The organism is Microcoleus sp. Pol10D4, assembly GCF_036701555.1.
In the GTDB taxonomy this organism is placed as follows: Bacteria; Cyanobacteriota; Cyanobacteriia; order Cyanobacteriales; family Microcoleaceae; genus Microcoleus.
Window position 1 is genome coordinate 75,700 of record NZ_JAUBRA010000009.1, and the last position, 20,926, is coordinate 96,625.

Annotated in this window: 21 protein-coding genes; 12 read left to right on the forward strand and 9 right to left on the reverse strand. The window is 45.1% G+C overall.

Annotated elements, in window-relative coordinates; all coding sequences use genetic code 11:
• The first annotated feature begins 311 nt into the window (after positions 1-311).
• From QUA36_RS07440 to QUA36_RS07450, 3 genes are all read left to right on the forward strand, one after another.
• On the forward strand, positions 312-1,985 hold the full coding sequence (locus tag QUA36_RS07440) for a methyltransferase domain-containing protein (protein ID WP_333158021.1): 1,674 nt from the start codon (positions 312-314) through the stop codon (positions 1,983-1,985).
• Positions 1,986-2,060: 75 nt separating this feature from the next.
• A complete protein-coding gene (locus QUA36_RS07445) occupies positions 2,061-2,930 on the forward strand; it encodes a calcium-binding protein (RefSeq protein ID WP_333367105.1) in 870 nt (289 codons plus the stop codon).
• Positions 2,931-2,970: 40 nt separating this feature from the next.
• The gene (locus QUA36_RS07450) at positions 2,971-3,798 is read left to right on the forward strand and encodes a Uma2 family endonuclease (RefSeq protein WP_333456483.1); all 828 of its coding nucleotides are present in this window, start codon (positions 2,971-2,973) and stop codon (positions 3,796-3,798) included.
• A gap of 12 nt (positions 3,799-3,810) precedes the next feature.
• Here the strand turns inward: QUA36_RS07450 and QUA36_RS07455 are convergent, their stop codons facing one another.
• From QUA36_RS07455 to QUA36_RS07465, 3 genes are all read right to left on the reverse strand, one after another.
• Positions 3,811-4,617, reverse strand: coding sequence for an MOSC domain-containing protein (locus QUA36_RS07455; RefSeq protein WP_333456485.1), 807 nt, complete (start codon positions 4,615-4,617; stop codon positions 3,811-3,813).
• Between the two features lie 104 nt (positions 4,618-4,721).
• Positions 4,722-5,021 (reverse strand): putative quinol monooxygenase, encoded by a 300-nt coding sequence (locus QUA36_RS07460; protein WP_333456487.1) that lies wholly within the window; start codon positions 5,019-5,021, stop codon positions 4,722-4,724.
• 237 nt (positions 5,022-5,258) lie between these two features.
• The gene (locus QUA36_RS07465) at positions 5,259-5,936 is read right to left on the reverse strand and encodes a hypothetical protein (protein WP_333456489.1); all 678 of its coding nucleotides are present in this window, start codon (positions 5,934-5,936) and stop codon (positions 5,259-5,261) included.
• A gap of 280 nt (positions 5,937-6,216) precedes the next feature.
• Here QUA36_RS07465 and QUA36_RS07470 point away from each other — a divergent pair, with 280 nt between their 5' ends.
• The gene (locus tag QUA36_RS07470; RefSeq protein WP_333456491.1) at positions 6,217-6,696 is read left to right on the forward strand and encodes a hypothetical protein; all 480 of its coding nucleotides are present in this window, start codon (positions 6,217-6,219) and stop codon (positions 6,694-6,696) included.
• 234 nt (positions 6,697-6,930) lie between these two features.
• On the opposite strand, the gene QUA36_RS07475 is transcribed toward QUA36_RS07470, so the two are convergent.
• On the reverse strand, positions 6,931-7,434 hold the full coding sequence (locus tag QUA36_RS07475; RefSeq protein ID WP_333200022.1) for a hypothetical protein: 504 nt from the start codon (positions 7,432-7,434) through the stop codon (positions 6,931-6,933).
• A gap of 426 nt (positions 7,435-7,860) precedes the next feature.
• Between QUA36_RS07475 and aroA the strand changes: the two genes are divergently transcribed.
• On the forward strand, positions 7,861-9,216 hold the full coding sequence (aroA, locus tag QUA36_RS07480) for a 3-phosphoshikimate 1-carboxyvinyltransferase (RefSeq protein WP_333456493.1): 1,356 nt from the start codon (positions 7,861-7,863) through the stop codon (positions 9,214-9,216).
• Between the two features lie 190 nt (positions 9,217-9,406).
• Here aroA and QUA36_RS07485 read toward each other — a convergent pair whose 3' ends face one another.
• Positions 9,407-9,844 (reverse strand): CAAD domain-containing protein, encoded by a 438-nt coding sequence (locus tag QUA36_RS07485; RefSeq protein WP_333456495.1) that lies wholly within the window; start codon positions 9,842-9,844, stop codon positions 9,407-9,409.
• Positions 9,845-10,040: 196 nt separating this feature from the next.
• Positions 10,041-11,048: a 2-hydroxyacid dehydrogenase gene (locus QUA36_RS07490; RefSeq protein WP_333456497.1), complete on the reverse strand. Its 1,008-nt coding sequence runs from the start codon at positions 11,046-11,048 to the stop codon at positions 10,041-10,043.
• 243 nt (positions 11,049-11,291) lie between these two features.
• Here QUA36_RS07490 and QUA36_RS07495 point away from each other — a divergent pair, with 243 nt between their 5' ends.
• Positions 11,292-12,296, forward strand: a complete 1,005-nt coding sequence (locus QUA36_RS07495) for an ion transporter (protein WP_333456499.1) — start codon at positions 11,292-11,294, stop codon at positions 12,294-12,296.
• Between the two features lie 102 nt (positions 12,297-12,398).
• Here the strand turns inward: QUA36_RS07495 and QUA36_RS07500 are convergent, their stop codons facing one another.
• The 3 genes from QUA36_RS07500 to QUA36_RS07510 all read right to left on the reverse strand — a co-directional run bounded on the left by QUA36_RS07500 (position 12,399) and on the right by QUA36_RS07510 (position 14,847).
• Positions 12,399-13,133 carry an ABC transporter ATP-binding protein gene (locus QUA36_RS07500; RefSeq protein ID WP_333456501.1) on the reverse strand — a complete coding sequence of 245 codons (735 nt, stop codon included), beginning with the start codon at positions 13,131-13,133 and terminating at the stop codon, positions 12,399-12,401.
• Between the two features lie 135 nt (positions 13,134-13,268).
• Positions 13,269-13,925 carry an energy-coupling factor transporter transmembrane protein EcfT gene (locus tag QUA36_RS07505; protein WP_333454676.1) on the reverse strand — a complete coding sequence of 219 codons (657 nt, stop codon included), beginning with the start codon at positions 13,923-13,925 and terminating at the stop codon, positions 13,269-13,271.
• Positions 13,918-14,847 carry an energy-coupling factor ABC transporter permease gene (locus QUA36_RS07510; RefSeq protein WP_333454675.1) on the reverse strand — a complete coding sequence of 310 codons (930 nt, stop codon included), beginning with the start codon at positions 14,845-14,847 and terminating at the stop codon, positions 13,918-13,920. Before QUA36_RS07510 ends, QUA36_RS07505 begins: the two co-directional genes overlap by 8 nt.
• 626 nt (positions 14,848-15,473) lie before the next feature.
• Between QUA36_RS07510 and QUA36_RS07515 the strand changes: the two genes are divergently transcribed.
• The 6 genes from QUA36_RS07515 to QUA36_RS07540 all read left to right on the forward strand — a co-directional run bounded on the left by QUA36_RS07515 (position 15,474) and on the right by QUA36_RS07540 (position 20,443).
• Entirely contained in the window at positions 15,474-16,109 is a 636-nt protein-coding gene (locus tag QUA36_RS07515) for a hypothetical protein (RefSeq protein WP_333070590.1), read from the forward strand.
• A 73-nt stretch (positions 16,110-16,182) separates the two neighbouring features.
• Positions 16,183-16,656, forward strand: coding sequence for a hypothetical protein (locus tag QUA36_RS07520; protein WP_333456503.1), 474 nt, complete (start codon positions 16,183-16,185; stop codon positions 16,654-16,656).
• Positions 16,657-16,674: 18 nt separating this feature from the next.
• The gene (locus QUA36_RS07525) at positions 16,675-17,418 is read left to right on the forward strand and encodes a hypothetical protein (RefSeq protein ID WP_333456505.1); all 744 of its coding nucleotides are present in this window, start codon (positions 16,675-16,677) and stop codon (positions 17,416-17,418) included.
• Between the two features lie 116 nt (positions 17,419-17,534).
• Positions 17,535-17,969: a ferritin-like domain-containing protein gene (locus tag QUA36_RS07530; RefSeq protein ID WP_333456507.1), complete on the forward strand. Its 435-nt coding sequence runs from the start codon at positions 17,535-17,537 to the stop codon at positions 17,967-17,969.
• Positions 17,970-18,058: 89 nt separating this feature from the next.
• A complete protein-coding gene (locus QUA36_RS07535) occupies positions 18,059-19,021 on the forward strand; it encodes an FTR1 family protein (RefSeq protein ID WP_333456509.1) in 963 nt (320 codons plus the stop codon).
• 684 nt (positions 19,022-19,705) lie between these two features.
• Positions 19,706-20,443 carry a response regulator transcription factor gene (locus QUA36_RS07540; protein ID WP_333456555.1) on the forward strand — a complete coding sequence of 246 codons (738 nt, stop codon included), beginning with the start codon at positions 19,706-19,708 and terminating at the stop codon, positions 20,441-20,443.
• Positions 20,444-20,926: the final 483 nt, after the last annotated feature.

Here is a 20,926-nt window from a genome sequence, read left to right on the forward strand (position 1 = left end):
TTGAGATCCTCAATCGCGCTAAAGGAGGGTAGGGGTTGAGAATAAATTATAATTTTGCTCAATATTTGCTAAGATACAGCAATCTTTGGAGGATGGGTAAATAAGATTAAATGAACCGCAGAGGGCGCAGAGAACGCAGAGGAAGAGAAGAGAGGGAAGAGAAAGAGTTGGCAACAGAAAATTTGGTGCTTGACAAATGTGCCGATCGCCATTGTATACTGGCATCGCAATGCTAACCTTCGGCTCGTATTCTGTTGGCATGGGTGGCTCGGTTTTATTTTACGATAAACTAATCAGGAATTTTAGACAAAGTGATCGATCGCGTCAACCACGACTTCTTGAAGCTGCTACCGCCGGATGCTAAAGTCATTGTTGAAATTGGCTGCGGTACGGGCTCGACGGGCCAAGAGTACAAGCTGATCAATCCCCATTGTCAGTATATTGGCATTGAATGCGATCGAGAAAAAGCTAAAATTGCAGTCGATCGGCTAAACTGGGTGACGGTAGCTGATATTGAAGAAATTGCCCTCGAAAGTTTCGACATCGCCCCAGGAACCGTCGATTGTTTGGTTTTTGGTGACTTGCTACCCTACCTCAAAAATCCCTGGGAAGTGCTCAAGCAGTACAGTGGTTTGCTGAATCCAGAGGGGCAAATTCTCGCCAGAATCCCTAATGTTCAATACTGGCGGCGGATTGTCAATCTGTTGCGGGGACAGTGGGAGAATCCCGACAGTAAGATGCAGCACTGGTTTACCCTAGAAAGTATTAAATCACTATTTGCTCAGGCCGGATTGCAGGTTTATGAATTTCAAGGGAAGGGACACAAAACCGAAAATTTTGTCCACTTTCAGGAATTATTGCATCCAATGGTAAAGGCTTTAGAGCTCACATCGAGCAGCTTTGCTACGGAAACCGGTGCTGAACATTATATCGTGCGATCGACCAAATCGACCGTACCTGCCCGCAGACTGCTGATTCAAACTATCATTATGGCTCCTACAGGGTGCGATCGCGTGCGAGTTTTGGAACCGGACAAATTTAGCGCCACAATTCCCGGTGTCCGCACGGTATCCCACGTCAAAACAGCAGAATTAATTCCGCCCCTGTCTGGAGAAGAAAAAGTCTTCATCTGGCAGCGGACAATCATGCAATATCCCGCCTATATTCCCAAACTCAAAGAACTGCTGCAACAAGGCTATTTAATAGTAGCTGAAATTGACGACAATCCCATCCGTCGCCGCGAATATGCAGATAATAATTACCTCAGCTATCGCGGCTGTCACTGCGTTCAAACTTCTACCGAACCGCTAGCAAAAATTTTGCGGCACTACAATCCCAATGTTGCCGTATTTCCCAATCAATTAGCTTATCTACCGCCCCCGCGAATTTATCCGATTGAAGATACAGTCACAATCTTTTTTGGTGCGCTCAACCGCGAAAAAGATTGGCAGCCGATTATGGCAGCGCTCAATCGAGTTTTAGTTGCACACAAGCACCGGATTCGAGTTAAAGTAATCCACGATAGCAAATTTTTTGAATCATTGAAAATACAACAAAAAGAATTTGAACCCTTTTGCAGTTACGAACGGTATCAAGAAATCATGTACAGTTGCGATATCGCTCTGTTACCGCTCGTTTCCAACCCGGTTAACGAAATGAAATCCGACTTAAAATTTATTGAATGTGCAGCGCGGGGAGTAGCGGTACTGGCGAGTCCCACTGTTTACGAACATTCGATTGTCGAAGGTGAAACCGGATTGATTTATAGATATGAAAAAGAGTTTGAAACCAAACTAAATTCGCTGATTTCAGACACTTCTATGCGCCGAAAAATAGCCGCGAATGCTTACGAATGGGTGCGGGACAACCGCTTGCTGCGTGGGCACTACCGGCAGCGGCGAGATTGGTACTTACAGATGCGGGACGAGTTGCCACGTTTAAATGCTGAGTTGCGCGATCGTCTGCCGGAGTTATTTGGCGACTAAGTGCGGTAAGATTTATAGGGTTATTGTGCGATCGTTCTGTTTTATTGTTTAATTTCTAATTGTTACTCCACACCAATGCGAATTCTCTTCACTATTGCTCACTTTTACAACCCCAGCGGCGACGGGAAACACGCTTCCCAGCGAAATGATCCGCAACCACGACTAAATGCTTTAACCGCTTGCGTGACCTCGCTGCAAGCTTTGTACGGCAAATCTCAGTCCATGATTGACATTAGCGAATGTGCAACTATCCCCGCAAATCAATCTCAACAGCACGAAATTGACATTGTTGTTTGCACTACTCAAGGTTATCATCTGTTGCCTCAACTCCCAGTGCAGCCCAGATGTTTTATGCACCACGCTACAAAATGCGAACCGCTGCTGTTGGGGTTTGAGTGTCAAGCAGTTTTGCGAGCGTGTCTTAACAAATACGATTATTTCTGTTATTTGGAAGATGATTTAGTGCTGCATGATCCGTGGTTTTTTAGTAAATTAAAGTGGTTTACGCATCACGGGGGAAATGGGAATTTGCTCCAACCTAATCGCTATGAAATAGCGCCTAAAGGCGCGGTTTTTAAAGCATATGTTGATGGGGATTTAGCAGACTCAGCGACTTCTCCGTTTCAAAATGTAGAGGAGCAGCGGCAGTTAATGGGAAAAATCATGGAACAAACAGTCGCTTTTGAGCGGGCCTTAAATCCTCATTCCGGCTGCTATTTTTTGAATGCGGAACAGATGGCACACTGGGCTAAGCAGTCTCATTTTTTGGACAGGGATACTAGCTTTATCGGCCCGCTGGAAAGCGCGGCCACTTTAGGAATTATGCGAACTTTTAGAGTTTACAAGTCAACTCCTGCTTATGCTAATTTTTTGGAGGTTCAACATTTTGGAACGAGTTTTCTGAACTTGATTGGTAATAAGGTGAGGGTGCCGCAAGAAGGATGAGTTAAGATATTCAGGTAAGCTGCAATACTTGAGAGGTAGCATGACCCCGGCAACCGAAAAGATTGTCCTTCCCTCTCCCTTCCCCGACCACACTCAACTGCCAGAGGAAGACGGCACTTTTGTGAAGAATTTTCAGGAGCATCCCCAGAGCATTATTTTGACTGATTCTATCGGGTCGGTATTGCAAGGGCTTCATCCCGATGGGCAATATGCTATAGGGCAAGACTGTGGCATCTATTGGCGAGAAACAGACCCGCTTGAAAAGGGAGCAGAAGCTCCTGATTGGTTCTACGTGCCCAACGTGCCACCAACATTAGGAAATCAGATTCGTCGCTCTTACGTGCTGTGGCGGGAATTCATGGCTCCGATGATTGCTTTGGAGTTTGCATCGGGAGACGGTTCACAAGAGCGAGACACAACGCCGCTATCGTACTCAGAAGTCGAATCGGCACCAAGACCTGGGAAGTTTTGGGTCTATGAGCGGATCATGCGGATTCCGTATTATGGCATCTATGAAATCAATAGTGGCAGGCTGGAGGTTTACAGCCTGAACAATGGGTTTTACCAGCAGTTGCTTCCGAACGATCGCGCTCATTATCCGATCGCGCCAATGGGCGTAGAATTAGGACTGTGGGAAGGCAGTTATCAAAACCAGACAATGCTGTGGCTGCGGTGGTGGGACAGCGAGGGCAATTTGCTGCTGACAGGTACAGAACGAGCTTCCTTAGCAGAGCAGGCTTTGAGTGCAGAAGCCCAAGCGCGGCGGGATGCCATCCCTCGGTTGTTGGCAATGGGATTGAATACAGAGCAAGTGGCAGAAGCACTCGGTTTATCAGTAGAGGAAGTTAGGCAGCATTCACAATCTTAAGGTTGCTTTTTATTAATAAGAAGTCAAAACATCGCCAATTTTAACATTGCCACTGTTGATAATTTTGGCTAAAACTCCAGTTTGCGCGTGACCGAATTCCTTTTGGAGTAAACTGAGTAGGGAAATATCCCGATCGCCCGTTTCTGGATTCACTTCTATATTGACACACCGACCGATTCGTGCTGTAACTTCTATGCGCGCTGTGCCTAATTGAAACTGTTTTCCGATCAACTCAAATTCTGACCAAGCTGCCATACCTTCTAGCACAATGTTCGGGCGAAATCGGGCCACGTCAATCTTTTGAACAGCGATTTCTGTTAATTGGTCTAATGTGGCTTGACTGAGTAAAGAAATGTGTACGGGTTCTCGATCGGGATAACGAGTTTCGCCGCTGGTGTCACCGACTAATTGCAAAGGTGCAAACTGCGGGTGTCTCGCTTCTTTTGTGGGTTCAATTGCAGCCAAATATTCGGTGAAAAAACTGCCGATGCGATCGCGTCCCGCTGCTGTGTTCGTTTCTGCAGATAACACTGCAACTCCTTCACGCTTGACTGTTAAAACAGCCGTTTCCGGTTGATAATCACATTCTAAAGCTGCTAACAAAGGCCAATCGTTTTGGACAGCAAAATGTTTTTTGCTCATCCAAGGCATATTTTGGGCAGGCATCTTTGCAGCTTCAAGATTATCTGCAAACATTAAGGCAAAAGCTCGATCGCCCTTAATGCCGTGTCCTGCTGTTAAAGCAAACTCCGACATTTCTTGCGGCGTCAGCCCTTTTATTGGATAAATAAATAACTGTTTTATTGTTGCTAATGTCATGATTTTTTTATTTAAACTGAATTCTTGTCCCCCCCTTTTTAAGGGGGGTTAGGGGGGATCGAAAGTGTGTCACAAACATCAATAAAATTGCTATAACAACCCGATTAAGCTAGCAATTCATAGCGACGGATATCTGGAGGCCCAACGGCCAAACCGTCTAATTTCTGCACTGCGTCTTGAATGTGAGTTGAACCGAGATGTAGTTCGAGCAAATCTGTACTTTCCCACTCTTCAACAAACGTAAAATCTGTGGGATCGGCTTGATTTTGCAGGAGTTCGTATTTGATGCAGCCTTTTTCTTTGCGAGTGGGTTCCATAATGCTCAGCAGCAGAGATTTAAGTTCTGCTACTTTGTCGGGAAAGGCGACGAGGCGGGCGACTACTCGCAAGGTTGTTTTGGACATAGGAGAAAAAAGTCACAGATAGGACGATCGAATTTACCGATTTTTATTTGGCAAACTCAACTATAGAAGATTTTACTTAAAATAACCTACACAGGTCGATCGGTCAACCGCAGTAAAATCAGTCCTAGACGCGCTCAATTCTTAGACACCCGGTTTCTTGCCAAATTCTTCGTTACTAAGCGCAGAGCGTCGTATAAACCGGGTTTCTTGATATATTTTGGTGAATACCGCAGGGACTCAATCTTTGGGATAAAATCGCTTGTTTTCTGTAGAATATTCCCAGGCGAGATCCTCCGGGTCTTTTTCGCGACTCCACTGAGCAAACTCCGGCTTAAGTTTCCACTTGCCGATCGTAGTTGCGTGAACTTTGAACCTGCGGGAGAGTTCCGTCTGGGTAAAAGAGATTTTGGGCTTTTGAGGAGTCTTAGTTTGAGCAATGGGGAATAAATTTGGTTTTTTATCTTGCGCTTTTTCCCGATTTGTGGGAGGCTCTTGAACAGCTATTCCCGCATTAGCTGTTTCGCTTTGATTGACAGGTGGAGCTATTTGAAAATAATACAAAATTCCGCCTTGTTCCGTCACTTCAAAATCCGCTGCAAACTCAGAGGCTCGTTCGTCGAGATACTCTTGAACCTTTTCTCCGGGCAGTTTTGCATTCATCGCCAAATCCAAAGCCGTAACTCGCCCTTGATTTTCCTTGATCAACTTATAGAAAACCGAGTCTAAATGAGCGAGTTTGTGTTTTTGCTGCTGCTGGTAGAGCCTGCAAGCCCAAGCAATGCCCGCTGTGGTGGCGATCGCCCAAAACATCCTTCCCGACTCGAAACTGGCAACCGCCGTCAAGGAAATAGGCAAAAGCAGGGTAAGATATCCCCAAATGCTGCCCTTCTTTAGGTTATTGCTGTTTTTGACCATAGTTCCTAAACAGGTACGTAGTTTAGCTTAGTAGAGCGTGTCTGAATGCCGCGAAAGTTTTTCGACAGTCGATATATCGATCGGCCCGCTGACACACCCAAAAACGGATACTGTGCCGCGTACACTCGCCTTGTGGACAATCCCTAATTTTAGACCAAAGTTCCAGCTCCTTTGATTCAATGTCGCAAGTAAATCGAAAATCGAAAATCGAAAATCGAAAATCGAGTGACGCACTCTACGACAAAATCCCACAATCTACTTTTTTTGTAACCGAGGGTTCATGTACTTTTTTCGCAAACAGATTACCATCCTACTGATAGTTGTTGCTTGCTGTACGCTGACGATTAGTTGCAGCAATAGTCGAGCTGTCCAGTGTACTAAATTTACTGAAATTGTCAACAAAGGCAACGCTCTCATTGATGTTAATAAAGACAGCAACGATGCTGCAACGACCGACAATTTAGCTAAAAATTTGAACCTGATAGCGAATGAACTTGAGGATCTGCGAATAACAGATAAAACCCTCAAAGAAATTCAGGAGCCATCGGTTAAATCTTTCCAGGAAATTAGTCAAGCACTCGGCGACATAAGCAAAAGTCTTCAGGCTGGAAATCTCGCTTCTACAAGTATAGAAGGTCGAGAGCAAATCAAAACAGCTCAAGCAGATATTATTAGAGCGGGCCAACAGGCGAATCAAGCAGCCGTAAATCAAGACGCTTTGACTAGCAAACTGATTAATTATTGTAAGGGCGATCGCTAAAGGCGAAGAGTTTTGAGTTTTGAATGCGTGAGTTTTGAGTTTGAGGAAGGCATCGCCTTCATCTATAGCGGTATTCAAGGAAGTGAGGTACGCGCTATAGAATTCGGATAAAGAAAAGGAAGCGCCGATGCCCGATGCCCGATGCCCGATGCCCGATGCCCAGGAACACCTAATTTACCAGAGAAAGGCTATAGCATCTACTAATTCCCCATTACCCCTGTGCAATTACCCAATTTAGTGATGAATTTCTAGATTCAAAATATAGCGACCGAGTTGCACTTTCTCCGACCACAACTCGTATTCTAACTGCAAGTGATCCGGTTCCGGCTTTCCTGTCAGCGTCAAGTTGCGAGTGAAGTTGCGGAGTCGCAACTGTTCGGGAGTCGCCAAGGATTCACCCTGAAGCCAATAACGGCTCAGGCCGTACATTCCTCGTTCCCAGCAGTGGCGGTAACTGTATTTGCCGTTTCCTTGCATCGTCATAATGACTCGATAGGGCGAAACTTCTAGCCAGAGCAACCGGGGTTTTGTAGTTGGGGGTAAGATTGTAACTTGCTCGGCAGATTCGTTGGAACCGTCGGAAAATTCGCGATCGATTATTGCTGGTTCGTGTAACAACAAGTGAAAGCGATCCCGGTCTTTTTGATAAAGCGTAGCAGCGGTTTCAACGACTGACCACAAAGGTAAATCTGTGGATACCAGCGATAAACTTACAGGCTTGCGGTGATGGGTCAGCATAAATAAAAGTTTAGGAGTTGTGGTGGATCGGGCGGTTTGAGATTTGAGATTTTAGACTTTAGATTTTAGATTGGCTGGGTTCCAAATTCCGGAGCTTTTGCTTAAAAAAATGAAAAATCTACAACTTGCAATCGAAAATCTAAAATTGTTGAGTCACAATTCAATCATCTGGTCGATAACTAAGAGCAGAACATGAAATCTAGGCAGATACACGGATAATATTTGTGAAATTAATGTGAAATCCGTGCCGTTGCGTCCGCACTCCCGTGTCATCGAGAACTGACAGCGGAGTCTCCGGGCGAGTTTAATCAGCTTTTAAGTTAACCGGACACATTGGGAACAAACCCGCAGACATCCAAAAGACGACTGACTTAGGACTGGGAAAAAGGTAGGATAGCTAACGCCATCCAATCCTAGTTTATCTCAATGCAAGCTGACATTATAACTACTACGCTTCTTGACAAAACTCAAACTTTAAGCATTCAAAAACCGGCATCGGGCTTGTCCCTGGTCGGGAGGATTCGAGTTCCGGGCGATAAGTCGATTTCTCACCGAGCTTTGATGTTGGGTGCGATCGCCCAAGGTGAAACTACTATTGAGGGACTACTCCTAGGAGAAGACCCCCGCAGCACTGCTAAATGTTTCTCGCTCTTGGGAGCCAAAGTTTCTGAACTCAACGCGGAACGGGTGACAGTCCGGGGCGTCGGAATTGGCGAGTTAGAGGAGCCTGTGGAAGTCTTGGACGCGGGTAATTCCGGCACGACGATGCGGCTAATGTTGGGAATTTTAGCATCTCATCCGGGGCGTTTTTATGCAGTAACGGGTGACAGTTCTTTGCGATCGCGCCCCATGTCGCGCGTCATTAAACCGCTGCAACAAATGGGAGCGCAAATTTGGGGCCGAAAAAGCAACTCTTTAGCTCCTTTAGGGATACTCGGACAGCAGTTAAAACCGATTCACTACCATTCTCCGATCGCCTCGGCTCAAGTTAAATCTTGCATTTTGCTCGCCGGTTTGATGGCAAGCGGAGAAACTACAGTCACAGAACCCGCTCTGTCGCGGGATCACAGCGAGCGGATGCTGCGAGCGTTTGGCGCCCAATTGAGCGTCGATCCAGAAACTTGTAGCGTGACAGTCACTGGGCCGACACAACTGCAAGGGCAGAATGTGATTGTACCGGGGGATATTAGTTCGGCGGCATTTTGGCTAGTTGCTGGGGCGATCGTCCCCGGTTCGGAGCTCGTAGTCGAAAATGTCGGCGTCAACCCAACTCGTACAGGCATTTTGGAAGCTTTGGAAATGATGGGCGCGGACATTGAACTGCAAAATCAGCGAGAGGCGGCTGGAGAACCTGTAGCGGATATTTTGGTTCGTAGTTCCGGCCAATTACGGGGATGCACCATTGCGGGCGACTTAATTCCCCGACTGATTGACGAAATCCCGATTTTGGCAGTAGCCGCGATCTTTGCATCCGGTACTACAATAATTCGAGATGCGGCCGAGTTGCGAGTCAAAGAGAGCGATCGACTAGCAGTGACTGCTGCCGAACTCAACCGCATGGGAGCCAAAATTTCCGAGTTACCCGACGGTTTAGAAATTACCGGGGGAACTCCTTTGACCGGCGCGGATGTTGACAGCTACACCGACCACAGAATAGCGATGAGTTTGGCGATCGCAGCCCTCAACGCCACAGGTATTACTAACATTCACCGGGCAGAAGCTGCTGCCATTTCCTACCCCGACTTTACCGCCACTTTGCAACAAGTTTGCCATCCAAATTAAGATTGGGCATTGGGCATTGGGCATTGGGCATTGGGCATTGGGCATTGGGCATTGGGCATTGGGCATTGGGCATGGGTTGCTGTTTACTTGTTATCGGTTATGGCTATAGCCTTACAAATAACAAATAACTACTAACTAATGACCAAGGACTAATGACTAATGACTAATGACTAATGACCAATGACTTCCTCTAAGAATCTTTACCTACAACTTGTTCTTTTAAAGAATCAATTTCCGTTAACAACTCTTGGCGATCAGAAGCCTTGAGCAGATAGCGGTAGACAAACCAACCCGTATATCCCATGCCAATCAACTCAAAAATTGGAGCTACCAAAGGGACATCATTAAGAGCACCTAAAACTCCCAGCATTACCTTAATACTAATACCGCCTGCCAGAATTAAACCAACAGTTATGAGGGGCTTTTGGTAGTCAGCAAAAAAATTAGAGAGATAGGCTGGAAGTTCCGACAAAATTGTAATAACTTGGTCTTTAATATCTTGGAGCTGACTCGTCGTTGTTTCTGGGGTTGTCACTGTAGTCATGACCCCCGGTTTGTCCTCCACCAGATCTACTGTCACAACATCAGTGATTGTTTGTGTCTCGTCCGAAAAGTTAGCTTGTGTCATTGAATACTTCCTCCGTTGTCAGGTAAAATTGCAGGCTGTGAATTGCTGCCAGTATAATTGTCCGGCAATTAGCACAGCATCCGCGCTGCAGGGACTAATTGATGAGACTAAGGCAGAGTTTCACAAATTGCAAGCAAAAATAACGATATGACTTGATTTTAAACAATTGCCTTCGCTGCCAAATCGGTCTTTTGACTCATTTTTTCACTTGATCGAGGTCGATTTGATTCGGGCAAGGGCGTCCTTGTTCAAAGTCGGTGATATTGCCGATCGTGGTTTCGGCGATATTTTTCAAAGCTTCCTCGGTGAAGAAAGCTTGATGTCCGGTAATCAGGACGTTCGGGAAAGTCAGCAAACGCTGAAAAACGTCGTCTTGAATGACCTGATTTGACAAATCCTCAAAAAACAGATCCGTCTCTTGTTCGTAAACATCTAAGCCGAGGTAGCCAATTATACCAGACTTCAGTGCTTTGGTAACAGCTTTAGTGTCAATCAACTGACCGCGGCTGGTATTGATCAGCATCATTCCCGGTTTCATTTGCTCGATCGCCTCTGCACCGATTAAATGGTAAGTTTCCGGTATCAGCGGACAGTGGAGGCTGACAATATCAGAGGCGGCGAACAGTTCCGAGAGTGCGACATATTCCATGCCTATGGCGAGGCAATCTGGGTTTTGGTAAACATCGTATCCCAGCAGGCGACACCCGAATCCGTGCAGAATTTGGGCAGTAATTGCGCCAATTCTGCCTGTTCCGACAATTCCCACCGTTTTGCCGTGGAGATCAAAACCCAACAAGCCGTCTAGGGCGAAATTGCCTTCGCGGACGCGGTTGTAGGCCCGATGGATTCTGCGGTTGAGGGACAAAATCAGAGCGACTGCGTGTTCGGCCACTGCGTAGGGAGAATAAGCCGGAACTCGGAGGAGAGTTAGATTTAAATCCTTCGCTGCTGCTAAATCGACGTGATTGAATCCGGCGGATCTCAGGGCCAGCAAGCGAACGCCTTTTTCGGCAATGCTAAGCAGCGTTTTCGCGTCCAAGGAGTCGTTCACGAACGCGCAGACTGCCGGAAATCCAGCAGCCAAAACGCTGGTTTCCAGGTTCAGACGCGGTTCAAAAAAAACTAAATCGTGTTTGCCGCCGACATTCGCTGCTTCCAGAAATGTGCGATCGTAGGATTTGGTGCTGAATACGGCTACCTTCATGATTTTTGCCTGCAAACCCAGTAATAGTGGGAAATTCTTTCCCGATCAACTCTAAATTTTACTAGAACGCCGTTGCCCCAAACAACCCACTTTCCCTGAGAAATATTGAATTTCGTAACAAGAGATCTCTGAAGACACCAAATTTTTAGTTTGAGGGCAACTCCTGCTTAATTTTTTGAATCTAATTGCTTAGACTGTAGTAAAGCGCGATCGTTAATTGCTAAAATTTTAGGAGCAACTCAGATGGGCAAAAAAATCAAAACTATAATTTATGAAATTTTAGAAACCTCAGACTCAAGCAATTTATACAGTTTAGCAGATGATATTTTCATAACTTGTTTAATTCTGATCAACGTCGCAGCTTTCATTGCTTCTACTTCGCCCACATTGTCGCCAGAATACACATCCTTTTTGGCAAACATCGAAATTGTTTCCTCCTTAGTATTTACAATAGAATATATTTTAAGGCTGTGGGTGTCCACAGTCGATCGCAGATACATCCACCCGCTTTGGGGAAGATTGAGATATGCTCTTACACCCCTAAGTTTGATAGATTTAATTTCCATCTTACCTTTTTACTTCTTGTTGTTATTTCCTAGTTTAAACTTCGTTAATTTAATTCGTGTTTTGCGCTTATTGCGGTTGCTAAAAATGAGCCGTTATTCAGAATCGCTCAGAACTCTGGCAGCAGTATTGTACGCTAAAAAAGAGGAGTTAATTGCCACTGCATTTGCAGTTTTTATCCTGTTAATATTTGCCTCTAGCGTCATGTATTTTGTTGAAAATGAGGCGCATCCAGAAACTTTTGCGAGCATCCCCGATGCAATGTGGTGGGGAGTTGTGACCTTAACTACTGTCGGTTACGGTGATATTTATCCAATCACTCCTTTGGGGAAATTTTTAGGAGCAATATTAGCATTTTTGGGAATCGGAATTTTTGCGTTACCTGCAGGGCTCATTGCTGCGGGTTTTTCCGAGGAAGTCCAAAGGAGAAAGCAGGAAAAAATGGCGGCAAATTTAGAGCAATCGGCGAATTATCAATCGGTCAAAAGGCTGGCGGAAATCGAGGTCGGCTTTGAAGAAAAGCAAAGGGCGATCGCGCTTCACATCGAAAGTTCGTCAGACTTGATGAAAATGTGTGTTCAAATGGCAAAACAGAAGTTAGGAAGTGAGTTCCAAAACGAACAAATTATGCGCGATTTAGCTATTCATCTGTACAATGAAGCCGTCAGCAAATTTGAGCTGTAATTACAGATATAATATATATTGTCTGTGATTGCCACCCAATCGTTACGATAGCTTGTGGTTTGTTATGACTGCTTTCTGTGATGACTAATGACCAATAATTTATTACCAATCTGGCGGCAAATTGTAATATTCTAGAGTTGATTTATCTGCCAGCAAATCTTGGGTTTTTCGGTCAATTTTAATCTCACCATCCGCCAAAACTAACGCCCTTTGAGTCGTTTTCCCGATCCAATTCAAATTGTGGGACGCGATCAAAATTACCTCGATCGGCAATTGTGACAAAACTGACGCCAAGTGACGCCGCCACGAGGGATCGAGTCCGTTAGTCGGCTCATCTAAGATTAAAATTGCCGGCTCTAATGCTAAAATTGCTGCCAAGGCTGCTAACCTTCTTTGACCTCCCGAAAGTTCATGGGCAGAACGGTTGGCAAATTCTACTAAACCAAATTCGTCTAATAGCGCTAAAGCTCGATCGCGCGCAACTCCCGGCGGCACTCCGTAATTGCGCGGCCCGAACATGACATCCTCTAAAATAGTCGGCATAAATAGCTGGTCATTAGCATCTTGAAAGCAAAATCCAATCTGCCTGCGCGCCTGCGATAAAGTCGCCTCTTCCAACTTTTTTCCCTGCACTCTAATCTCGCCCGATTGAGGCATTTTTAATCCGATCAAGTTTTCGAGCAAAGTGCTTTTACCAGCCCCTGTCAGACCGAGTAGAGCTACTCTTTCTCCCGGTTGCAAAGTAAAAGAAATTTCCCGTAATATTGGTTTTTGTTGGGGATATCCGAATACTAAATTTTCTACTTCAATTGTTGGCACGGATTTGAGTTTAGTCAATTTTTATTTGCCTCGATTTTAGGATTAAGAGTATTTAACCGCAGAGAACACAGAGACCGCAGAGAGGGGAAGGGAGAAGGCAAAAGGTAGAAGCATGAATGAATCAGTTACCAATTACCAATTGCCCCTTCTAAATTACCACTTACCATAAGAAGCTATTGTTAATCCGGCTGCCATTAAAATTGCTACTGTCAGCCAGAGTCGCTCTTTTGGTGTTGATTTTGAGTCAGCAGGTAAAGCTCCTTGATAGCCGCGAATTAGCATGGCTGCGTGTACTCTTTCTGCCCGATCGAGACTTCGTAAATAAAGCGCTCCGATCATGGAAGCGCTGGCGTAACGCAGCCATCCTCCGGTGCCGGACAAGCCCCGGAGTTGGGCAGATATTTTCATGCGGTTGACTTCTGCCAGCAGGATTTCTAAGTATTGTCCTGTTAAAAGTACAATCTCTTGCAAACCTGCTGGTAGGGGTAATCCTTTGAGAGCGATTCCGAAACTGTGCGGTGGCAAAGTTAGCAGGAAACTGTTCATAATTAGCAGGCAAATTAGGGAACGCAGCAACAGAAAACTGGCGCGTTCCCAACCTTGGGGCAGCACTAATAAGGAGAGAAAAAGCAATTCTGCTCCCAACAGTTGCGCTAGGGTTCGCACCGGAGCCCTGAGCCAAAACGACAAAAAAAGTGCGATCGCCCCATAAATTCCCAGCCACAGCCAAGCACCAGTCTTCATAAAACCAATGCCGATGACAATTGTCAAAGACAGCCGCAATCGAAAAGGTATGGAGAGTTTAGACATCTTTAGGTTTTACCACCAACTGAGCAATGCCAAACGCCGCACCGAAGCTGAATGCAGAGCCTAAAAGTCCAGCAATGCTAGTACCAATAGGCTGTTCTTCTAATCCTTTAACTGTGTAATCTGCTAAAGGAGTAGGGTTTTCGATCGCCACAGCTTCTTTATCTTTAAAGCCGTGTTTTTCGGCTACCGCTTCTAACCCGTCAGGCCAACTTGAAGCAAACAGCGAAAGCACCCCCGAAATTAATAAAACTCCGATTACTGGCACTACCCATTTCTGCAATTGTGGCTGTTCTCCCGGCAGTAAATCCGGCCGCACTTTGACTAGATAAGTTAAAACGCCACCTGTAATTACCCCTTCGCCAATCCCAATTAAAATATGTACCCCTACCATTGCTGGCAATGCGATATTGAGCGCTACTGTTCCAGAAATTGCCAATTGGATCGCCACAGAAATTGAAGCAGCCACGACGCTGAGGCCAGCGGCGATACCTGCAGCTAGGGGCAAACGATTTCTGGAACCTCCCAAAAGTTGCTGCAATGGCTGCAACAGCCACCAGCCAACCCAAATGCCAACTAGCCCCATGTTAAAAATATTGGCTCCCAAGGCGGTGATGCCCCCGTCGGCAAACAAGACGCTCTGAATTATAAAAACTGTGCTCATCGCTAAAGTTGCCGCCCAAGGACTCCCCAAAACGACGGATGCGAGCGCCCCTCCCAACAAGTGACCGCTGGTGCCGCCAGCTACGGGAAAGTTGATCATCTGGGCTGCAAACACGAAAGCTGTAGTTAAGCCCATGATTGGGGCTTGTCGAAGTCCAAGACTGGCGCGGGTTTTATTTAGGGCAACTGCAATTACTGCTGCGCTTGCTATGCCGGTGGCAATGGCTACTGGCGGTGAAAGGAAACCATCAGGTATGTGCATCTATCTATCCCAAACGAGAGAAGTTCCAACTCTTTAGTCAACTATTTTTTACAAAAATTTAAAACCCCCTCTGGGGGCATTAATGGGTTCGAGCGATCGGGGGATTTGCGGCGGGCGATCGCTTACTCGATATAGATTCGGGCTTCCCAGCCAGAGTTTTGAGGATGAGAAATGTAACATTAAATAATCCTGAAGAATTATTCGGATATTTTACCGACCCCCCCCACATTCAAGCTTTTTGATAAGAATTATCAATGTTTGTTTACAAATTCAACTGCCAAATTGTATTCACCGTCAAGCTCAAGCAAGAATATTAAAAAAATATAAAGAATATACTGAAAATCTCTCATTGGTTTTATTCTCAACTCTTGAGAATAAATAGCATTAAGTTTTTGACGAGCGCAGCAGTGAAATTAGCAGATAGCTAGTCACAGCCCAAGTATTGCGTGTTAGAGAAACTAAAAAGTCTAAATTATTGCTAATTTATATAGTTAGCAGTATGTTTGCGGTTGTCGATCGCGCCAATGTGCGATCAACGACCCCACGAGCTGCATTATCAAGAAACTCAAAATACTAATGCACTTATTCTCAAGTAATTTTCCGCACAACCTACAGGATGTTTGCCAGTGGTGCAGCACTCAACCCAAGACTCAACTACCGATTTAGTTCCATCTGAATTTCCCAAACAGTTAGATATCGCTCAAGTTTCTGTCTACGGACTTAGCTTTTTATCCGCTGGTTTATTTCTGTTTTTACCTTTAGTTAACCTACTACATCCAAGCCCTTGGCAGCGGTGGATGGGAACCATTCACGGCATGGGCGCAATGTTGGCATTAGTGGTAATGGTTTATACAGGACATTTGGCTTTTCCCTTGTTGAGAGGTGTCCCTAAAATCTTGCCACAAATGCGTACATTAGCCTTTTGGTCAACTCTTTTGAGTTTTTTAGCCATTGCTACTGGCAATTGGGCTTATATGCGGTATCGAGCAGGCATAGATTTCGGCGGAGCTAGAGCAGCGCTGAAAGAAAACTCTCCTCTAGCGCAGTACGTTTTGATGGAATATCACGAATTTAGCGTGCTGTTTACATTGCCTTTAACAGTAGCTTGTGCGTGGATTTTGTGGAACTACGGCAACTCGATTTTAGAAAAGCAAAATCGCCCAGTTTTAACCGCTACCTGCGTGGCTTTGATGGCAATCATGTTTTTCGCAATGGGCGGCATGGTGAGCGGACTTGGTGTTGCTAAAATTCACGCTCTATAGTCAGTGGTTAATAGTTATTTGAAAGTAGTGGCGCTGGCTAATTACCGATTCCCAAACTTAGGAGATTTTTGAAATGACTAGACAATTATCCCGCCAGAATTATGCGGGTAATAAAACAGTTTACGGGAAATTTTGGACTAAATTAAAACACTTTCCCAGCGGTTTAGCTGAAGGATCGGAAACAGCACCTAGTGTTTCCGGGCCGGCAGCAGCCGCAGTAATTAGTGCAGCAATTGGTTGTTTTACAATGATGGTGACTCACCACTTGTCAGACACATCGAAAGCCACAGAAAAAATTGTTTGGAATCTCGGTACTTGGATTCCCGGAAGCAAGACAGATAGCGAATTGTGGGGAAATATCGGCAGTTATACAGGCAAAGAAACTATGTTGCTTGTGGGTTGGCTGATCAGTTGGGCAATTCTCCATACTCTGTGGAAGAATAAGAACATTAAAAGCCGCACCATATTTTTCTGGATGTTTGCTTTGTTGGTTGCTGCCACAGCTATGTGCTGGCATCCTCTCTTTCCCTATTTGCCGTTAACTTAAGTAATGTGAGGTTTGATAATGGACGCAAAAAATAAGCCGATCCCAGCCAGGGAGATGCACAAAATAGTTTGGGTTAGCGTCGGAGTTTTAACTCTTTTCTTTATGACTTTTCCCATCGCAATGTGGCGCGTTAGCCAAAAAGAAAAGTTTCGCGGCTTTCACGTCAAGTCTTTCACAATCGAGGGGCAAAATCCCGCTAATGCTGTTGCTAATGCTGTTGCTAAGGGGCTGGCCCAACCAGCTATTGCCAGTAGCAGTGCGCTTCCGGCTGCAAATAATTCCTATTTAGCGGTTGACAGCCAAAAAAAGCTGCCTGACAAGTCTCCAAAGGTTGTACCTTTCACTAATACGTCTACTGAAACGGCTATTGCAAGTAGCCCTACAGATAAGACTGTCCAAGCTGTACCTGTATCAGCAGACCAGCAGGAAGTTCAGGCGGTGGATAGAACAAATCAGACAGCAGAAATTACAGATCGCGTAAAACTAGATGAGCTAGCTCTAAAAGTCTACGATCGCATTGATCAAAGTTGGCAAACTAGCCCTACGTTCAATCAAAATCTAGTCTATCGAGTCAGTACAAGTCAAGATGGGGCGATCGGCAATTTCGAGCCACTCAATCAACCAGCCAAGGATTACACCCAAGAAACTCCTTTGCCAAATCTGCTGAAATCTTCCGAAAATAGCAGCAGTAACAGTGCAGCACCAGTCGCTAAGTTTACTGTAGTGTTTGCTCCTACGGGAACCTTAGAAGTTAACCCGTAGCTCACATACAACATCTCTCCGGTAAGGTGCGTCATCCACACCTTACTTTTCATTTTTAACTTAAATGTGATATTATAAACAGCGCCCTCTAAGGCATTCTACATCTAAAACCACAAATGAAAGAACTTGACGACAAAAAAACTCAGGAACTGCTATGCACCATCATGGAATGGGAACTAGCAGGTGTCGTACGCTATACACACTATGCACTAATGGTGACTGGGCCAAACCGGATTCCCATTGTGCAGTTTTTTAAAGCACAAGCAACGGAATCCCTACTCCACGCCCAACAAGCAGGAGAAATTCTCACTGGTTTAGAGGGGCATCCTAGTCAAAAAATTGCTCCCATCGAAGAAACCTACAAACACTCGGTGAAAGACTTGTTGGAAGAAAGTTTAAATCACGAGAAAAAAGCGCTCAAAAAGTATAAATCTTTACTTGAAGTGGTGACTGACTCCAGCGTTTATTTGGAAGAATATGCCCGCAATCTGATTGGACAAGAAGAATTACACCAAGTAGAATTGAAAAAAATGCTGCGGGATTATAGTTGATTTAATCATTAGTTATTGGTTATTGGCTATTGGTTATTTCCAATCACCAATAACCAAGGCTCCATGCCCATGCCTCATGATTATAAAAAATGAATTTTAGTGAAGCCATACCAACTTTTGTAATTACCCTGCGCGAAGGGGTAGAAGCCGCCTTAGTCGTCGGGATTGTACTCGCTTGCCTCAAAAAAGCAGAGCAAAGTCAGCTCAATTCTTGGGTTTATGCAGGTGTCGCAGCCGGCATTGCTGCTAGCGGTTTTGTGGGTGTTTTATTTAATGGATTGCTCGCAGCCCTATCAACATCTGAGCAGCCTTATGCACCAGTAATTAAACAGCTATTAGAGGGCGTGTTGGGCATTGGGGCGATCGCAATGCTAAGCTGGATGCTAATTTGGATGACTCAGCAAGCTCGCTTTCTCAAAGCTGAAGTTGAAGGATCAGTTACAGCAGCTTTAACAGAAAATAGCAATGCCGGCTGGGGCGTATTTGGTTTAATTTTTATTGCGGTACTGCGCGAAGGTTTTGAAACAGTTATATTTGTCAGCGCTCAATTTCAACAAGGTTTGAGTCCCGCTTTGGGAGCTTTGGGTGGTTTGACTGGGGCGGCAATCATTGGCGCGCTACTGTTCAAGTGGGGTGTCAAAATTGATATCCGGCTGTTTTTCAAGTTTATGGGGATTTTGTTGCTGTTAATCGTGGCAGGTTTGACAATATCTGCACTCAAACATTTTGACCAAGCTGCTGGGATTTTGTCGCAGATGAATAGCCAGTATGCAGGGATTTGTGTTTATTACGATCGCCTCGCACCACTCCACTCTTGTATTTTAGGGCCTATGGTGTGGAATGCAGCGGAAATTTTGCCCGATCGACAATTTCCCGGAGTGCTTCTTAAAGCACTCTTTGGATACAGAGATCGACTTTATCTCGTCCAAGCAGCCGCTTACACAATATTCTTAGCCACCGTCGGCGGTCTTTATTTCCAAAAATTAGGCTCTAAGGCGACTGTTCCCAGCAAAAATACTCAGCCAGCTCAAAAATCAACTCTTTCTCAGTAGTGCTGTCGGCTATTGTTACAGCTTATTTCACTGCTTTCACTGCTTCTGAGGTACCAAAAAAATTGCCTTATTTTCCAAAATCGGCCCAAAATTTTAGGGGTTTGGGATGGAATCTTTGACATTTGTATGATATTATTTAATAATGGGAATAGTAAATTTTTTTAAAATAAATAGTTAGATTTGTATTATTTAATAATACAGTCAAGAGCTAAAAAAAGCAAGGGCTAACCCTCAAAAAAAACAAAATTTTTCTCAACCTCACCAACTTTATAAATCACAAGTCGTAGAGTGGGCGATCGTCGAAAATATGTAACTTGCAGAGAGCAGAATTGGCAATGTCAGGCCCGCAAAGATGCCGATCGACACCTTTGGCGATGACCCACTACGAGCAAACAAACGCAGGGTGGCTCTAAAATCTCAAATCCCATCATCACTCGTCGCCACAGAAGTCGCGCCCGCAAACAAAAAACCTACTCCAGGCCAGATTTCTGGCGAACAGTCTTTCTGATACTGACTGAAGGCGCTTATAATTAATACAACAATTTTTACATAGCTCAAAAAGGTCTTAATCAACCTTATAATTCTTAAATGAAGCTTAAAATTAAAAAATTGCTTGTTAAAGTTACCTGGAACCCCCAGAAGGCTATAGCCTTCCCCATTCGGTTAGCGGTGAGATAAATAATGATGCCCCGGATACTTGTTATTGATGATGACGCGGCGATCGCCGAACTCGTAGCCGTCAACCTAGAAATGGCTGGCTATGAAGTCACCCAGGCAGAAGACGGCATCAAAGGTCAGGCACTAGCCATACAACTGCTCCCCGACCTGATCATGCTAGACCTGATGCTGCCTAGAGTAGACGGATTCACCGTATGTCAGCGTTTGCGGCGTGACGAGCGCACCTCAGACATTCCCGTCTTGATGTTGACAGCCTTAAGTCAAACTCAAGACAAAGTAGAAGGCTTCAACTCCGGCGCCGACGACTACCTGACCAAACCCTTTGAACTAGAAGAGATGCTAGCCCGAGTGCGAGCTCTACTAAGGCGCACAGACCGCATCCCCCAAGCTGCCAAACACTCCGAAATTCTGAATTACGGCCCGCTAACCCTTGTCCCCGAAAGGTTTGAAGCTGTTTGGTACACTCAGACAGTCAAACTGACCCACCTAGAGTTTGAGTTGCTGCACTGCTTGCTTCAGCGCCACGGTCAGACAGTCTCTCCCAGCGAAATTCTCAAAGAAGTGTGGGGTTACGACCCCGACGACGACATCGAAACTATTCGTGTACACATCAGACACCTGAGAACCAAGATGGAACCAGATCCCCGCCACCCTCGGTACATCAAAACCGTATACGGGGCTGGTTATTGCCTGGAGTTACCTAACAACGAACAAGTAGCTGAAGAAACCAAATCCTCTGCTTGAGCTAGCGCGCCAGATACAACAAGCAGTTAAAAATTCCTCTGCTGGAAAAGCCTGAGAGCATTTGCTCTCAGGCTTGGTTGTTTGGAGTTTGAGATGAATATGTCAACAAGTAGGCATTAACTCTCTTGATTCGGAAAAAAGCAATCCCGCACCCCCTCTAACCCTACTTTTAGAGAAGCTTGCCCGTAGGAAAGTACCGGATTTCTTTTTTCACCTTGTCTTTTCCGAGAAGATTGGATAGCTACTTAAACAATACTCTAACCATAATACTACTAATAATATTATTTATCAATAAATTTAGAGGTATTCCTTTAGCTGCTATTTTTGCTAACGAGAAGCCCAATTCCGCTCAAGCCCCAAAAACAGTCATAATCGTGATCTAACGATGTTTTTTCCTACTGATTTACATACCTGAACTCAAATCAGTGAAAGTTTTTCTCAAATACCCCTTGACGAAACTACTAAAATTGTTGATTATCTATA

Bases quoted from the DNA above. Each gene is read 5' to 3' on its own strand.
- QUA36_RS07445 (WP_333367105.1), top strand. From the start codon at position 2,061: ATGCGAATTCTCTTCACTATTGCTCACTTTTACAACCCCAGCGGCGAC.
- QUA36_RS07450 (WP_333456483.1), top strand. From the start codon at position 2,971: ATGACCCCGGCAACCGAAAAGATTGTCCTTCCCTCTCCCTTCCCCGAC.
- QUA36_RS07455 (WP_333456485.1), bottom strand. From the start codon at position 4,617: ATGACATTAGCAACAATAAAACAGTTATTTATTTATCCAATAAAAGGG.
- QUA36_RS07460 (WP_333456487.1), bottom strand. From the start codon at position 5,021: ATGTCCAAAACAACCTTGCGAGTAGTCGCCCGCCTCGTCGCCTTTCCC.
- QUA36_RS07465 (WP_333456489.1), bottom strand. From the start codon at position 5,936: ATGGTCAAAAACAGCAATAACCTAAAGAAGGGCAGCATTTGGGGATAT.
- QUA36_RS07470 (WP_333456491.1), top strand. From the start codon at position 6,217: ATGTACTTTTTTCGCAAACAGATTACCATCCTACTGATAGTTGTTGCT.
- QUA36_RS07475 (WP_333200022.1), bottom strand. From the start codon at position 7,434: ATGCTGACCCATCACCGCAAGCCTGTAAGTTTATCGCTGGTATCCACA.
- aroA (WP_333456493.1), top strand. From the start codon at position 7,861: ATGCAAGCTGACATTATAACTACTACGCTTCTTGACAAAACTCAAACT.
- QUA36_RS07485 (WP_333456495.1), bottom strand. From the start codon at position 9,844: ATGACACAAGCTAACTTTTCGGACGAGACACAAACAATCACTGATGTT.
- QUA36_RS07490 (WP_333456497.1), bottom strand. From the start codon at position 11,048: ATGAAGGTAGCCGTATTCAGCACCAAATCCTACGATCGCACATTTCTG.
- QUA36_RS07495 (WP_333456499.1), top strand. From the start codon at position 11,292: ATGGGCAAAAAAATCAAAACTATAATTTATGAAATTTTAGAAACCTCA.
- QUA36_RS07505 (WP_333454676.1), bottom strand. From the start codon at position 13,925: ATGTCTAAACTCTCCATACCTTTTCGATTGCGGCTGTCTTTGACAATT.
- QUA36_RS07510 (WP_333454675.1), bottom strand. From the start codon at position 14,847: ATGCACATACCTGATGGTTTCCTTTCACCGCCAGTAGCCATTGCCACC.
- QUA36_RS07520 (WP_333456503.1), top strand. From the start codon at position 16,183: ATGACTAGACAATTATCCCGCCAGAATTATGCGGGTAATAAAACAGTT.
- QUA36_RS07525 (WP_333456505.1), top strand. From the start codon at position 16,675: ATGGACGCAAAAAATAAGCCGATCCCAGCCAGGGAGATGCACAAAATA.
- QUA36_RS07530 (WP_333456507.1), top strand. From the start codon at position 17,535: ATGAAAGAACTTGACGACAAAAAAACTCAGGAACTGCTATGCACCATC.
- QUA36_RS07535 (WP_333456509.1), top strand. From the start codon at position 18,059: ATGAATTTTAGTGAAGCCATACCAACTTTTGTAATTACCCTGCGCGAA.
- QUA36_RS07540 (WP_333456555.1), top strand. From the start codon at position 19,706: ATGCCCCGGATACTTGTTATTGATGATGACGCGGCGATCGCCGAACTC.